Annotated in this window: 16 protein-coding genes; 11 read left to right on the top strand and 5 right to left on the bottom strand. The window is 63.8% G+C overall.

Translation table 11 applies throughout. The features are described 5' to 3' along the window. Positions 1 to 59: 59 nt before the first annotated feature. The 6 genes from D2V17_RS00875 to yihA all read left to right on the top strand — a co-directional run bounded on the left by D2V17_RS00875 (position 60) and on the right by yihA (position 4,241). Positions 60 to 824, top strand: a complete 765-nt coding sequence (locus D2V17_RS00875; protein ID WP_191229007.1) for an alpha/beta hydrolase — start codon at positions 60 to 62, stop codon at positions 822 to 824. Between the two features lie 82 nt (positions 825 to 906). After that, entirely contained in the window at positions 907 to 1,041 is a 135-nt protein-coding gene (gene rpmH / locus D2V17_RS00870; RefSeq protein ID WP_119591263.1) for a 50S ribosomal protein L34, read from the top strand. Between the two features lie 166 nt (positions 1,042 to 1,207). After that, positions 1,208 to 1,600, top strand: coding sequence for a ribonuclease P protein component (gene rnpA / locus D2V17_RS00865; protein ID WP_119591262.1), 393 nt, complete (start codon positions 1,208 to 1,210; stop codon positions 1,598 to 1,600). Next, positions 1,597 to 1,806, top strand: a complete 210-nt coding sequence (gene yidD, locus D2V17_RS00860) for a membrane protein insertion efficiency factor YidD (protein WP_119591261.1) — start codon at positions 1,597 to 1,599, stop codon at positions 1,804 to 1,806. The genes rnpA and yidD overlap by 4 nt, the downstream gene beginning before the upstream one ends. Before the next feature lie 30 nt (positions 1,807 to 1,836). After that, complete coding sequence (yidC, locus tag D2V17_RS00855) at positions 1,837 to 3,603, top strand: membrane protein insertase YidC (protein WP_119591260.1); 1,767 nt, start codon at positions 1,837 to 1,839, stop codon at positions 3,601 to 3,603. Further along, positions 3,600 to 4,241 (top strand): ribosome biogenesis GTP-binding protein YihA/YsxC, encoded by a 642-nt coding sequence (yihA, locus tag D2V17_RS00850; protein ID WP_119591259.1) that lies wholly within the window; start codon positions 3,600 to 3,602, stop codon positions 4,239 to 4,241. The genes yidC and yihA overlap by 4 nt, the downstream gene beginning before the upstream one ends. 212 nt (positions 4,242 to 4,453) lie before the next feature. On the opposite strand, the gene D2V17_RS00845 is transcribed toward yihA, so the two are convergent. Continuing rightward, positions 4,454 to 6,844 (bottom strand): EAL domain-containing protein, encoded by a 2,391-nt coding sequence (locus D2V17_RS00845; protein ID WP_119591258.1) that lies wholly within the window; start codon positions 6,842 to 6,844, stop codon positions 4,454 to 4,456. 153 nt (positions 6,845 to 6,997) lie between these two features. On the opposite strand from D2V17_RS00845, the gene D2V17_RS00840 reads away from it, so the two are divergent. From D2V17_RS00840 to D2V17_RS00830, 3 genes are read left to right on the top strand one after another with little or no spacing between them, the layout of a single operon-like run. Continuing rightward, positions 6,998 to 7,663: a glutathione S-transferase family protein gene (locus tag D2V17_RS00840; protein ID WP_119591257.1), complete on the top strand. Its 666-nt coding sequence runs from the start codon at positions 6,998 to 7,000 to the stop codon at positions 7,661 to 7,663. Continuing rightward, the gene (dapE, locus tag D2V17_RS00835) at positions 7,660 to 8,811 is read left to right on the top strand and encodes a succinyl-diaminopimelate desuccinylase (RefSeq protein ID WP_119591256.1); all 1,152 of its coding nucleotides are present in this window, start codon (positions 7,660 to 7,662) and stop codon (positions 8,809 to 8,811) included. Before D2V17_RS00840 ends, dapE begins: the two co-directional genes overlap by 4 nt. 11 nt (positions 8,812 to 8,822) lie before the next feature. Continuing rightward, a complete protein-coding gene (locus D2V17_RS00830) occupies positions 8,823 to 10,058 on the top strand; it encodes a dicarboxylate/amino acid:cation symporter (protein WP_119591255.1) in 1,236 nt (411 codons plus the stop codon). A 63-nt stretch (positions 10,059 to 10,121) separates the two neighbouring features. On the opposite strand, the gene D2V17_RS20875 is transcribed toward D2V17_RS00830, so the two are convergent. The 4 genes from D2V17_RS20875 to D2V17_RS00815 form a co-directional block, all read right to left on the bottom strand. After that, positions 10,122 to 10,472: a hypothetical protein gene (locus D2V17_RS20875; protein WP_147367149.1), complete on the bottom strand. Its 351-nt coding sequence runs from the start codon at positions 10,470 to 10,472 to the stop codon at positions 10,122 to 10,124. 24 nt (positions 10,473 to 10,496) lie between these two features. Next, positions 10,497 to 11,147 (bottom strand): endonuclease III, encoded by a 651-nt coding sequence (gene nth, locus D2V17_RS00825; protein ID WP_119591254.1) that lies wholly within the window; start codon positions 11,145 to 11,147, stop codon positions 10,497 to 10,499. Continuing rightward, positions 11,147 to 11,878, bottom strand: a complete 732-nt coding sequence (gene dapB, locus D2V17_RS00820; protein ID WP_119591300.1) for a 4-hydroxy-tetrahydrodipicolinate reductase — start codon at positions 11,876 to 11,878, stop codon at positions 11,147 to 11,149. Before dapB ends, nth begins: the two co-directional genes overlap by 1 nt. 85 nt (positions 11,879 to 11,963) lie before the next feature. Further along, the gene (locus D2V17_RS00815) at positions 11,964 to 12,512 is read right to left on the bottom strand and encodes a GNAT family N-acetyltransferase (RefSeq protein WP_119591253.1); all 549 of its coding nucleotides are present in this window, start codon (positions 12,510 to 12,512) and stop codon (positions 11,964 to 11,966) included. Positions 12,513 to 12,574: 62 nt separating this feature from the next. Here D2V17_RS00815 and D2V17_RS00810 point away from each other — a divergent pair, with 62 nt between their 5' ends. Together D2V17_RS00810 and D2V17_RS00805 are read left to right on the top strand one after the other, a co-directional pair. Further along, on the top strand, positions 12,575 to 13,276 hold the full coding sequence (locus D2V17_RS00810) for an NAD-dependent deacylase (RefSeq protein ID WP_119591252.1): 702 nt from the start codon (positions 12,575 to 12,577) through the stop codon (positions 13,274 to 13,276). 167 nt (positions 13,277 to 13,443) lie between these two features. Next, the gene (locus tag D2V17_RS00805; protein ID WP_191229006.1) at positions 13,444 to 14,535 is read left to right on the top strand and encodes a hypothetical protein; all 1,092 of its coding nucleotides are present in this window, start codon (positions 13,444 to 13,446) and stop codon (positions 14,533 to 14,535) included. Positions 14,536 to 14,544: the final 9 nt, after the last annotated feature.

The raw sequence follows: 14,544 nt of genomic DNA, 5'->3' as shown, positions 1-14,544 counted from the left end.
AGCCCGGCAACCTTCTCCCTTTGCAATGGGTAAGGGGAAAAAGCGCGATCATCGCGGCCATGATCCGCTCCGCTCTTGCCGCACTTCTCGGTTTGACCGCCCTGACGGTCGCGACGCCCGGACAGGCGGAGAGCTGGGCCACTGTCTATGAAGAGGAATGGGTCGAGCAGGTGCCCGTCAGCGCCTCGCGCTTCGTCTCGCCGTTGCAGGCACAGGTCGAGCACGAGGCGGTCGCCTCCTATGGCCCTTTCCGTGTGATCGATGCGCACACCGCCGCGCTGGTCGGCACCACCGACAGCCGCTCGCCCGCGCATCTGGCTGCGATGCTCGCCGCCTTTCCGCAGATCGAGCGGCTCGATTTCGTCGAGGCTCCCGGCACGCTCGACGATCTTGCCAACCTCAAGATGGGTCGCCTGCTGCGCGCGTGCGGTATCTCCACCAGTGTGAGTGCGGGTGGATCGGTGCGTTCGGGCGCGGTGGAGCTGTTTCTTGCCGGTGCCCGCCGCACCATCGCGCGTGGGGCCGAGTTCGCCGTCCACGGCTGGCTCGACTACAACGGGCGCGGCGCGGCCGACTATCCGGTCGGTTCGCCCGAGCACCAGCGCTACCTCGACTACTACACCGAAATGGGCATGACCCGCGAAGAGGCCGCGCGCTTCTACGCCATGACCAATTCTGTGCCGTTCGAGGATGCCCTGTGGCTCGACGGGGTGGAAATGGCGCAGTGGATCGGGCAGGACGTCGCCGATAGTCCGGCTCCGATGCTGGCGCTGCCTGCGGTTCCGCACATTGCCCGTCTTGACTCGGGGGTGCCCGTTCAGTAAGCGCCCTTGTCATTGAGAGGCCGCCCCCGGAGCAATCAGGGCTTGGCGGCCCTTTTCTTTTCGTTTTTCGAGGTAAGTTACGATGAAGCGCACTTTCCAGCCGAGCAACCTCGTGCGTGCTCGCCGCCACGGTTTCTTCGCCCGCAAGGCTACTGTCGGTGGCCGCAAGGTCCTGCGCGCCCGCCGTCGTCGCGGTCGCAACAAGCTTTCGGCCTGATTTTCCTGCGTGCGCCCATCCGGGCGCACATCCTCGGCGCCGCCCCCTTCGCTCCGCTTCGGGGCGCCTGCGGGCGGTCGGTCGACCTTGCGGGCCCCATCGGGCCCGTTTTGGTTTGCGCTACCGATTCGTGACTCTTGATCGGGCGCATCCTATCTTTCCTGTCATGACCATTTCGGTCCTCACCCGCCGGGCGGATTTTCTTGCCGCCAACAAGGGGCTGCGCGTGGCGCGGCCCGGCTTTGTGCTGCTTGCGCGGCCCAATGGCGGTGAGGGGAAGCGCTATGGCATCACGGTCACCAAGAAGATTGGCAATGCCGTGGTGCGCAACCGCATGAAGCGCCGCTTCCGCGAGCTGCTGCGTGCGGCGCTGCCCGCGCATGGGCTGGCCGACCACGATCATGTGCTGATCGGCCGCGACGGCGGGGTCGAGCGCGATTTTGTGCGCCTGGGCGCAGAGCTGGAGGAGGCGCTTGCCCGTGCCGCCGCCGGCAAGGGCGATCCGCCGCGCAGGCCGCGTCAGGGCAACCGCAGCACTGGCCGGGGCGCGCGCAAGTGAAGCGCCTGTTTATCCTTATCGCGCGCGGCTGGCAGCTCGGGCCGAGCCGGATTTTGCCGCCCTCCTGCCGCTTTCAGCCTTCGTGCAGCCAGTACGCGATCGAGGCGCTGGAGAAGCATGGTGCCTTGAGGGGTGGATGGCTGACGATTTCGCGGCTAATGCGCTGCCATCCCTGGGGCGGGCATGGGCACGATCCTGTGCCATGACCAAGATATAGCGACGGAATTGACGAGACCTTGGACAATCAACGTAACCTGATTCTCGCCGTGGTGCTGAGCGCGGTCCTGCTGTTCGGCTGGGACTTTGCCATGCGGCACTATTTCCCCGAGCCCGAGAAGGACGTGCCCGCCAACATGGCCTCGCGCGAGGACGTGCCGCAGGAGCGGATCGCAGGCGACGCGGTGAGCGATATCGCCGTGACGGTCGATCTCGACGAGGCGATTGCCGCGCCGGGCCGTATTCCGATCGAGGCAGCCGAGGTGGTCGGTTCGATCAATCCGGTCGGCGCGCGGATCGACGATATCGACCTCACCACGCACCGGCAGGCGGTGGAGAAGGATTCGGGCCCCGTCCGCCTGTTCGCGCCTGCCGGCACACCGGGGCAGCAGTATGCGCAGTTCCGCTGGCTGGGCGATGGCGTGAGCCTGCCCGATGCCGAAACCCGCTGGCAGGTGATCGAAGGCGACAAGCTGACGCAGAAGACCCCGGTCACGCTCGGCTGGAACAACGGCGCGGGGCTCAGCTTCCGCCAGAAGTTCACCATCGACGATCACTACATGATCAACGTTACCCAGACGGTCGCCAACACCAGCGGCAGCACCCTCGCGCTGCGTCCCTATGCGATGATCGTGCGCACCGACGCCAATGCCAGCAAGGACACCTTCAACGTCCACTCCGGCCCGATCAGCGCGCACGATAACGCGGTCGACTTCGGGACCAACTACAAGGACGTCGCCAACGCCGGTTCGGTCACCGTTGAGGGGCGCACGAACTGGGTCGGCTTCACCGACATCTACTGGATGAGCGCGCTGATCCCGACGGACGGCGAAAGCGCCACCAGCACCTTCCGCAGCCAGACCCGCGGCGAATATCAGGAGCACAGGGGCGTCTATCGCGCCGAGTTGCTCTATGCGCCGGTCAACCTGCCTGCGGGCCAGCAGCTGTCGCGCACCACCCGGCTGTTTGCGGGCGCCAAGGAAAGCGCCGTGCTCGACATGTATCAGGACCAGGGCGTGACCAAGTTCGGCCTCGCGATCGACTGGGGCTGGTTCCGCTTTATCGCCTGGCCGATCTGGCAGGTGCTGATCGCGCTGTTCGATCTGACCAAGAACTTCGGCGTGGCGATCATCCTGCTGACGCTGATCGTGCGCGGGATCATGTTCCCGATTGCGCAGAAGCAGTTCAAGTCGATGGCGCAGATGCGTGTCGTGCAGCCCAAGATGAAGGCGCTGCAGGAACGCTACAAGGACGACAAGGCCAAGCTGCAGGAGGAGATGGCCAAGCTCTACAAGGAAGAGAAGGTCAATCCGCTCGCGGGCTGTCTGCCGATCTTCCTGCAGATCCCGATCTTCTTCGCGCTCTACAAGACGCTGCTTCTTTCCATCGAGATGCGGCACGAGCCGTTCATCGGCTGGATCAAGGACCTGTCGGCGCCCGATCCGCTGCACTTCCTGAACCTGTTCGGGCTGCTCGACTTCACGCCGCCGGGCTTCCTCGCGATTGGCCCGCTGGCGCTGCTGCTGGGCTGCACGATGTACTTCCAGTTCAAGCTCAACCCCAGTGCGATGGACCCGACGCAGCAGCAGATATTCGCCTTTATGCCGTGGATCATGATGTTCGTGATGGCGCCGTTCGCAGCTGGCTTGCTGATCTACTGGTGTACCTCGAACATTCTCACCATCGCGCAGCAGAAGTATCTCTACGCGAAGAACCCGCAGATGCGCGAGATGGCGGAGAAGGAAGCGGCAGCCAAGGCGGCCGAACGCGAAAAGGCCAAAGGGTGACCCCGGAAGAACAAGACCTCGCCCGCGAGGCGTCGAAGCTGTTTTCGGGCCGGGTGGAGTTTCTGCTCAGCGCGCCGCAGCTCAAGTTCCTGCCCGCTGGCGACTTTCCCGAGGTCGCCTTTTGCGGGCGCTCGAACGTCGGCAAGTCGTCGCTGCTGAATGCGCTGACCGGGCGGCGGGCGATTGCGCGCACATCGGTCACGCCGGGGCGCACGCAGGAGCTTAACTTCTTCGAGGTGGGCGAGCCGACCCAGTTCCGCCTCGTCGATATGCCGGGCTATGGCTTTGCCAAGGCGCCGGTGAAGGTGGTCGAAAAGTGGCGCGCGCTGGTGCGGACCTTCCTCAAGGGCCGGGCGGTGCTGAAGCGCACGCTGGTGCTCGTCGACAGCCGCCACGGGCTGAAGGATGTCGACCGCGAGATGATGAAGATGCTCGACGAGACCGCCGTTGGCTATCGCGTCGTGCTGACCAAGGCCGACAAGATCAAGGCGAGCGAGCTGGAGGCGGTGGCGCAGGCAGTGTCCGAAGAGATGCGGCGCCATCCGGCGGCGCATCCGCAGCTGCACCTGACGAGTTCGGAGAAGGGACTGGGCCTGGACGAACTGCGCGCGGCAGTGCTGGCGGACGTGCGCAGCTAAGGCTGCGCTGGGCGCTTCCTCTCAGGGATGCGTGCAAAAGAAAAGGGGCGCCGGAGCGCCCCTTTTCGAAATTTATGATTGTCGGCCAATCAGCCGATTGCTTTGCCACCGAAAAGGCGGTCCCAGACACTGGCACCCATGATTAATACTCCTTCGTTTAGCGAAGGGCTATGTAGCGTTAACCATAGATCTTTGTAAAGTTTTAACTATATTCAGGCTGCGCTCTGGGACGCAAGTCCCTGAAATATAATGACGTCCTCAAGGCTGGATGGGCGGGCGATTCCGTAGCCCTGCGCCACTGGGCACTGCGAATCGCGTAGCATCTGCAGGGTTTTCTGGTCTTCCACCCCCTCTGCAACGACGGTGATTCCCAGGTCTTTGCCCAAGTGAAGAACGTTGGTCACAATCCCCATTGCCTTGGGGTCGCTGCCCATCCGGCTGATGAACAGACGGTCGATCTTCAGTTCGGAGAACGGCAGGTGCATCAGCGCCTCGAGGCTGGCCGCACCCACGCCGAAGTCGTCCATCGAGATCTTGGTGCCCAGTGCTTTGAGTTCGGCGAGGATTGCCCCCGCGCGGTCCAGATCGGCGATGCGGTAGGTCTCGGTGATCTCAAGGACGAGCAGGCGTGGATCGTAGCCCGTTGCGGAGAGAACTTCGCGCACCATCCGCACGATCGATCGCTCGTGCAGCAGCGTGGCGGAAATGTTCACCGCCACTGGCACCGGGCCGCAGGCGCGTTGCAGTTCCTGTCCCGCGAGACAGCCGTGAGTGAGCACGTGACGCGTGAGGTGGCTCATGCGACCGGCATTCTCGCACTGGCGAATGAACTGGTCCGGTGCGATATGGCCGCGTGCGGGATCGTTCCAGCGCACCAAGGCCTCGACTCCGATCAGCGCACCGGTGGCGACATCGACCTTGGGCTGGAAGACCAGGTAGATCTCGCCGCTGGCCAGCGCTGCGTCGATTCGGGCCTGAAGCGAAATGTTCCAGATCAGGTCTTCGTCGCTGGCGGCATCGGCAATGGCGATGGGCTCGAAAGTCTCGTTGGTTTTCTCCGCGGCGGCAATGGCAGAGGCGAGACGACGTGCCACGTTGGGGCTGGCAGTGACATCGACACCGAAGGTGACGCTGACGTCGATGGCATTGTCGCCGACCATCAGCGGCGAGGCGAACAGCGCGCGCAGACCTTCCAGATGGTCGCGCAGCAGTGTCGGCTCTTTCTCCTCCATCGTCCAGGCGATCAGGTTGCCCTGACCGATATAGAGTGTGGCGTCCTGCGTCGCGGCCTTGAGCCGGGCGATGATGCGCAGGATATACTCCGACTGCAGCTCGGGCGGGAGGGTGCGGCGCACCTCTTCGAACCGATGAACCTTGGCGACAATGATCGTGGGGACTGCCTCGGCTATGTCCTTATTGCCTTCGAATGCGATGAAGGTGGGAAGATCGGTGTCAGCATCGATTAGTGTAAAGCTGCTCTTCCAGGTCGAGCGCGCGCGGAAGGCGCAGTAGGCAAGCAGCAAGATCAGAACGCTTGCGCCATTCATTCGAATAGCGAACTGCGTTGCCACGAAATATGCCAGCGGCAAGGAAAGTGCGACCGTAGCATAGACCCCGTAGCGCCAGCGTCGATTGGGCACGAGTGCAGCGGCGATCATCAGTACCAGCGCAACAACTAGTATTTCCATGCCGTCAAACCCGCCAGTGTGGCCTGACATCAGCGTTTCGGCGGCAAAGATATCAACGATCGAAGGCGGAACGCCAAGCTGGCCGGGTACATTCGCCTTAATCGCGTCGGTCGATGCGATGGCTCCAATTATGACTTTCTTGCCTGCCAACTGCCTCAAGTTCCCGGGCTGGTCGAGCAAACGCTCCAAGCGGTAGATCGGGATTGTTTCGAGGTCGAAGAAGTAGCTGATCCAGAACGGCTTTTCGATGGTGTCCGACGTACCAGCCAAACGGGCCGCAAGGTCTCCGTGGATTTGCGATGTCGATGTCGTGTTCGCATCAGGTTCTTCTTCAAGGAAGAAGCGCATTGGATAGGCAATCCAAACGATACCGTAAATGTAATCGGTCCATATAACCGACCCGACCTGATCCACACCGCTGCTGATGGCTGGTATGCTCGTCATGACCTCGGCAGTGCCGTCGAGCGTTGTCCGTCCCTTGTCGACCAGCACCGCACGGCCTCTGGTGGCGAGCAGGGCTTCGCGCAGGGCCGCATCGCTCCCCGCTGCCGAGGCGCGGTCGAACACCAGATCAACGTAGATTTCCTTGGCACCGGCGCGATCGAGATCGCTTATGAAGCGGGCGAGGTCTTCGCGTCTGCGAGGATTGGCGGGGTCTGTCAGGTCATTCTGAGTGCCGATGAAAGCAATCTGTCCCGAGGCCTGGAAACCACCCTGCCGGTACTGGGCAAGATTGAAAAGCTGGTCGAGCGGAACGAGCAAGGTAGAGAACTGCAGGATAAGTGCGATCAGGCCGGCCCAGACGAGATGTCTCAGCCGTTCCCTGTACCCCTTCCTGGGCTTTGTTCTCGTGTTCGTTCTGACCACCCGTTCACCTTCTGGCGTGCACACCTTCGGCTTTGCGGGTCCTGTCATGACAGGCTGTGGTTAAAAATGTCTGATGGTTACATTCTCGTAACTATGTAGCACCCCGTATTCACGCGGCTTTCTGCCGGGCTCGTTCATGCTAGACAGTTTGATTCTGAACGATTAGCTAGTTGCGCCGCAACAGGGGGCCAGGCGCGACAGATGAAGCTCATTATCGGGAACAAGAACTATTCGAGCTGGTCGCTGCGCGGCTGGCTCGCCGCCAAGCAGAGCGGGCTCGCCTTCGAGGAGCTGACCGTGGCGCTCTATGGCGAGGAGTGGGAGGCGACCAAACGCCAGCAAGGCGAGTTCCAGCCCTCGGGCGGCAAGGTGCCCTTGCTGTGGGACGGCGACGTAGTGGTGTGGGACAGCCTCGCCATCCTCGAATACCTTGCCGACAAGGTCGGACGCGACCGGTTCTGGCCCAAGGCCGACGAGCCGCGCGCCATGGCCCGTGCCATGGTGGCCGAGATGCACAGCTCCTACCATGCACTGCGCCATCAGTGCCCGATGAACCTGCGCGCACGGGGGCAGGTCAAGCTGGGTAACGATGCGAAGGGCGACATCGTGCGGATTCTCGGCCTTTGGGCCGAGGCGCGGGCGCGGTTCGGCACGGGCGGACCGTTTCTGTTCGGCACCTTCAGCGCTGCCGACATCTTCTATGCCCCGGTGGTCAGCCGCTTCCTGACCTACGGCATTCCCGTTCCCGGCTTCGCGCAGGCCTATATCGAGGCGATCTGGGAGCACGACTGGATGCAGGAATGGCGGGCGGCAGCCGAGGCCGAGGAATGGACGATTTCCGCCTTCGACGTGGGAGCCACCGCATGAGCGCCGATCCTGTTGCCCTGACGCGGGCGCTGCTCGCCGCCCCCAGTGTGACCCCGGCGCGCGGGCAGGTGTTCGACGTGCTTGAGGCCATGCTCGTGCCTCTTGGCTTCACGGTCGAGCGGTTCATCCGCGGCGAGGGCGCGGAAGGCAGCGACGAGGAACCGGTCGAAAACCTGTTCGCCATTCGGCACGGGCCAGAGGGCAGCAAGCACTTCGCCTTTGCCGGGCATGTCGACGTGGTGCCGCCGGGAGAGGGCTGGTCTTGCGATCCGTTCGAACCCGAGTTGCGGCAGGTGCCGGGCGGCGAACTGCTTTATGGGCGCGGCGCGGTCGATATGAAGGGGGCGGTGGCCTGCTTCATCGCCGCAATGGCCGACATCCCCGCCGAGGCAGGCACCGTGAGCCTCATCATCACCGGCGACGAGGAAGGTCCGGCGCTTCACGGCACCCGCGCGCTGATCGATTTTATGGTTGCGCGCCAGACCATTCCCGATCTGATCCTCGTCGGTGAGCCGACCAGCGTGAACCGGCTCGGCGACATGATGAAGATCGGGCGGCGCGGCTCGGTCAACATCTGGCTTGAGGTGGAGGGCGCGCAGGGGCACGTCGCCTATCCGCACCTGGCCGACAATCCGCTGCCGAAACTCGTCGCGATGCTGGCCGAACTGGACGCGCTGGTGCTCGACGAGGGGACCGACTGGTTCCAGCCCAGCAACCTCGAAATCACCGAGATCAACGTGCCGAACAAGGCGCACAACGTGATCCCCGGCAAGGCCTCAGCGCGCATCTCGATACGCTTCAACGACCTGCACACGGGCGCCTCGCTCAGTGAACGGGTCAGCGCCATCGCCGAGCGGCATGGCGGAGCGGCGCGGCCCGTGATCTCGGGCGAGAGCTTCCTCACTCCGCCGGGGAGCTTCTCCGACATGATGGCCAAGGCGATCGAGGCCGAGACCGGCATCGTGCCCGAGGCTTCCACCAGTGGCGGCACTTCGGATGCGCGCTTCCTCAAGGATCTCGCGCCGGTGATCGAATTCGGCCTCGTCAACGCGACGATGCACAAGACCGATGAGGCCGTAGCGGTTGACGATCTGCACAAACTCACGGCAATCTACAGAAGGATTCTAACCTCCGCCCTCAATTCCTAGGAGATTTGTGCATGCGCTTCTGGTTTGCCACCCCGCTCTGGCAGCGCGTGATTGCCGCTCTGGTGCTCGGCATTCTCGTCGGGCACCTGTGGGGGCCGGGGGCAGAAGCGATCAAGATCGTGGGCGACGTGTTCGTCGCCTTCATCAAGATGCTGGTGGTGCCGCTGATCTTCTTCAGCCTGGTGGCCGGGATCGCCTCGATCGGCGACCTGCGCAAGCTCGGCTCGGTCGGCTGGCGGGCGATGCTGCTGTTCGTGGTGACGGGGCAGATCGCGGTGTGGCTGGGGCTGGCGCTGGGCACCTTCGTGCAGCCGGGTGTGGGCGTCGATACCTCGATGATCGAGATGGGCGCGGTGCCCGAACCGCGCGAGGCCGACTGGCGTTCGATGGTGCTCTCGATGGTGCCGCAGAGCCCGGTGCAGGTGATGGCCGATGTCAATGTGCTGCCGCTGATCATCTTCTCGGTGCTGATCGGGGCGGGCATCCTGATGGCCAGGGAAGAGGGCGTGCCGGTCCTGAAACTTTTCGATAGCGGCGCGGTGGTGATGCAGAAGGTGACGATGGTGGTGATGGAACTCACCCCGTTCGGCGTCTTCGCGCTGATGGCCTGGGTGGCGGGCACCCTGGGGTTCGATGCGCTGGAGGCGCTCGGCAAGCTGGTATTCCTCAACTACCTCGGCTGCTTCCTCATCATCGGCCTGATCTATGGCGCGATGATCAAGTTCCTGGCCAAGCTGCCGGTGGGCGATTTTTTCCGCGGCATGGTCGATGCCATTGCGGTGAGCTATTCGACCGCCTCCTCCAACGCCACGCTGCCGGTGACGCTGCGCTGCGCCGAGCGTAACCTCGGCATTTCGAACTCGGTGGCGAGTTTCGTCATTTCGCTGGGCGCGACGATCAATATGAATGGCACGGCGATGTACCTCGGGCTGGCGACACTGTTCGGGGCGCAGATTTTCGGGGTCGATCTGTCGTGGGGCGACTATTTCACGATCTCGATTCTCGCCACGCTGGGCGCGGTGGGCGCGGCGGGGATTCCGGGGGCAGGGCTGATCATGATGGCGCTGGTGTTCGGCGCGGTGGGCGTGCCGCTGGAGACGATCGCCTTCGTGGCGGGCGTCGACCGGATCATGGACATGATGCGCACCACCACCAACGTCACCGGCGATGCTGCTGTCGCGACTACGGTGGCGGTGATGACGGGCGAGATCGATCGCGAAGAGATGATTTCGGCGGACGATGTTTAGCGTGCGCTAGAAAATTGTTTAGCGTGCGCTAGAAAATTACGAACATTGTGCCGGCTTAGGGGTTCAATCTAAATTTTTAGCCATTGCATTAAAAGTTGCTGCGAATTCGCAAATTTGCGTGCCCGTTAGAACAACTTCGAACGGAGCGTCCTCGATGTTTATTAAGAGTCTTCCGGCTATATCTTCTGTTGGGTTTTTTGCGTCTTCGATTCTCAGTTCTGTTTTTAAAGGTGTGATTGGATTTTTGAGCAGTTTTGATGCAATATTTAGGCAATTGAGTCCAACATCTAGGCCCGCACGCGCTGAAAAAAGCACACCATTTGCGTCATTATGGTCTCCTGACCAAATTAGAATTTGCCCTTCGTACTCACGAACGTCGGGTACTTGATCTCCGGGAAAGCTTCCAATCGACATATAGGATTCTCCAAGTAGTAGCGCTCACCGCCCCTTCGGCTTCTCCAGCACCTTCTTCCGGAAACTGCACAGGTCCTCGACCTGGCAGCGCCAGCACTCGGGCGTCCTTGCCTTGCACACATAGCGCCCGTGCAAAATCAGCCAGTGATGCGCGCCCAGGCGAAACGGCTGCGGCACGCGCTTCTCCAGCTTCGCCTCGACCTGCTCGGGCGTCTTGCCCTTGGCGAGCCCCGTCCGGTTGCCGACCCGGAAGATATGCGTGTCGACCGCGAAGGTCTCCTGCCCGAACCAGCAGTTGAGCACCACGTTCGCGGTCTTGCGGCCCACGCCGGGCAGGCGCACCAGATCCTCGCGCGTGTCGGGCACCTCGCCGCCGTATTCATCGACCAGCAGCTGCGAAAGCAGGATGACGTTCCTGGCCTTGGAGTTGAACAGGCCGATGGTCTTGATGTGCTCCTTCAGCCCCTCTTCGCCCAGATCAAGCATGGCCTGCGGCGTCTCGACCTTGGCGAACAGCGCGCGGGTGGCCTTGTTCACCCCCACGTCGGTCGCCTGCGCCGAAAGCGCCACGGACACCACCAGCTGGTAGGCATTGCCATATTCCAGCTCGGTCTGCGGATCGGGGTTGTCTTCGGCGAGGCGGCGGAAGAACTCGAAAATCTGGTCTTTGGTCATCAGATCCCGAGCACGTCCTTCATCGAATAGCGGCCCGGTGCCTTGCCGATCAGCCATGTCGCGCCCTTCACCGCGCCGTGGGCGAAGATCGCGCGGTCCTCCGCCAGGTGAGTGAAGGTGAGCCGCTCCTTCTCGCCCGCGAGATAGACCATGTGTTCGCCCGCCACGGTGCCACCACGCAGTGCGGCAAAGCCGATGGCACCCTCGGCGCGCTTGCCGGTGTGGCCGTGGCGGCCACTCTCCGTGTTGCTCGCAAGATCGATCCCGCGTCCCTTGGCTGCGGCTTCTCCGAGCAACAGCGCGGTGCCCGAGGGCGCATCGACCTTCATCCGGTGGTGCATCTCGACAATCTCGATGTCCCAGTCCGGCCCCAATTTGCTGGCGGCCTCCTCGACGAGGTGCGCGAGCAGCGTAACGCCGAGCGAGGTGTTGCCCGTTTGCAGGATGGGGATGGCGCGGGCGGCGTTGTCGATGGCGGTCATCTCGCCCTCGCCAAGGCCCGTGGTGCCGATCAGCAGCGGAATGCCAGCGCCGATGGCGGCGTGGAGATTGGCCTCCAGCGCGCCGGGGGCCGAGAAGTCGACCAGCGCATCGCTCGCATCGGCCAGCGCGGCGACATCACCGCCGCTGTCGACCCCGCCTGCGCACTCATGCTCCGTGCTTGCCGCAAGCACGGCAGCGATTGCCTGCCCCATGCGTCCGGCGCTGCCGATGATTCCAATTCTTGCCACACGCACCCCGATTGTCCTGAGCCTGTCGAAGGACTGCTTTTCCTTCAGCGCCCGTCTAGAAGGAAGGACAGCCCTTCGACAAGGCTCACAACGCCTTGCGCATCCGCACCAAGGGCAGCGCAACCTCGCCCGCCATCACCTCGACCCGCTCGATCGCGTGATAGCCCGCCACCGCATAGAGCCGCTCGCCCGCCAGCGTGGCCATCATCTCGACGCTGGTGAACCCGGCGGCGGCAGCGGCCTCTTCGCAGGTCTTTAGCACCAGCTTGCCCACGCCCTGCCGCACATGCGCCGGGTCGGTGTACATGGCCCGGATCTTGGCCGGATCGCGCGCGGGATCGAGCAGCTCGGGGTTGCGGAGGTCGGTGCTGTGATCGCCGCCGAACAGCGTGGCGCGGTTGCTCCAGCCGCCGCAGCCGGCGATCTCTCCTTTGCGCTCGGCGATCAGGTAGGTGCCATCGCGGATCAGCTGCGTATCTAGGCCCATCACCGCATGGCTGGCGATAACCTGTTCGGGCGTCAGGACATCGGATTGAAGGCTGTCGATGGCGCGCTGCATCACCGCCTTGAGCGCGGGCAGGTCGTCCATTGTGGCCCAGCGGGTGGTGAGCCGGGCTGTTTGCGTATCTGTCATCGTGCGTCCCGTTCCTGTCGCGCTGCCTTTGCCTGCATGATGCGATGGTTCATAGTGGCGCGATGGCAGTTTATCGCAACATCGTGATCCTCACCGGCGCGGGGATCAGCGCCGAATCGGGCCTGCGCACCTTTCGCGCCGACGATGGATTGTGGGAAGACCACCCGGTCGAGGAGGTCGCCACCCCCGAAGGTTTCGCGCGTGATCCCGACCTCGTGCAGCGCTTCTACGACGAGCGCCGCGCGCAGGTGCTGGCGGCCGAGCCCAACGCCGCGCATCGGGCGCTCGGGCGGCTGGAGCGGGAGTTCACTGGCGAGCTGCTGCTCGTCACCCAGAACATCGACGACCTGCACGAACGCGGCGGGGCCTCAAGCGTGTTGCATATGCATGGCGAGGCCCTGAGCGCATGGTGCCGGGCCTGCGACGCGCGGCACCTCTGGCAGGGCACGCTGCGCGACGGGCCTGCCTGCCCCACTTGCGGGGAGGCGGCCATGCGGCCCGATATCGTGTGGTTCGGCGAGATGCCCTATCAGATGGAGCGCATCTTCGCAGCGCTGGCCGAGGCGGACCTGTTCGTGAGCATCGGCACCAGCGGCGCGGTCTATCCGGCGGCGGGCTTCGTGCAGCAAGCCGCCGACCACGGCGCGCGTACGCTCGAACTCAATCTGGAGCGCAGCGCGGGGTCACACTGGTTCGACGAGACGCGGCTCGGCACGGCCAGCACGCTTGTTCCGCAATGGGTTGGCGAGGTGCTCGGCGCCTAAGGGCGCAGAGCGGGCGTTGGCTGCCTGAAGAAATCTGACTTCCGGAGCCGTGAGCTTGCCCGAGCCTCAGGCTTGGACCTATCCGTCAGGCCTATGCTTCAGCCTGCTGCCGACGCGCGAATTTGGGGCGTGAGGTGTCGGGACGCCGCTGTTCGGGGGATATCGCGATGAGATTTGCACGCCTTCTGGTTATTGCCATCGGCCTGACGGCCTTGCCTCAGGCGGGACAAGCGCAGGATGTCGCGCAGGCTCAGGCCCTGCTGGACCGCAACGACCCAGCCGGGGCCATGCAGATTGCCGAGCCGCTGTGCCGGCGCGCCAACGAGGCGGCCTGCGACGTGGTGGAGAAGGCGATCCTGACACCGGGTCGGCCAGGCTATGACGCTGCGCGCTTTGTCCGCATCATGAGCGCGGCCTGCGTCGAGCCAGATGGTGCCAGGATGTGCGGGCATGCCGCACTGGTGGCATCCGGTTCGTCCGACCTTGCCACCGACTACACCGACTGGGGCAGTGTGAATGGGCCCGGACGCCGCGGCTGTGCGCAGGGGGACCTGTTCTCCTGCTATTCGATGTCGCAGTTGCTTGCGAATACCGCCTCGCCCTATCGGAATCTCGCCAGCTCGATCCCGTTCTCGCGCGCGGCTTGCGAGGGCGATGTGATCTACGCCTGTTTTCATCTGATGTCGGCCGTGCAGGAACTGCCCGAACCTGCCCTTGGCACCTATGCGGACGAGTATCTGCTTTCGTTCGATCGCGCTTGCCGCCTCGGCGAAACGCGCGCCTGCAGCGAGGTGCCGCGTGCCCGCCTCATGCAGGAGCGCGCCGGGCGTTTCGGTGCCGCCACCGCCATGCACATGCTGGTGGTCGACAACGGGCTCGCCGAGGGTAACTGGGGCGGCTCGGTGATGTACGCGCTGGAAGACGCACGCACTGCCAGCGTGGTCGACTACACGGTTGGCCGACTAGCCGACGCCGGGCGGATGGCCGATATCCGCCAGCAGGACCTGCCGGTGATCGTCAGGATGCTGGGCAACACATCTGCTGCGCGGGCGGCGCGCTCGGAAATGGACCGACGCGCGCGCCAATATGCGCAGGGCAATTCGCGCTCGAACAGCTCCAGCTGGCCCAGCAGCACCAGTTCGAGCAGCCGCAGCAGCACCTACACGCCGCCGCCACGCCAGCAGACCTGCACAGAGAGCTACACGGGAGGTGGCAGCGGGGTGAACGGGCGGGGCAGTCGCATCGTCAGGTGCAACTGATCCTGCTCG

The organism is Aurantiacibacter xanthus, assembly GCF_003584015.1.
Classification (GTDB): Bacteria; Pseudomonadota; Alphaproteobacteria; order Sphingomonadales; family Sphingomonadaceae; genus Alteraurantiacibacter; species Alteraurantiacibacter xanthus.
The sequence above is the reverse complement of the archived record's forward strand: the minus strand, read 5'-3'. Positions and strand labels throughout refer to the sequence as shown.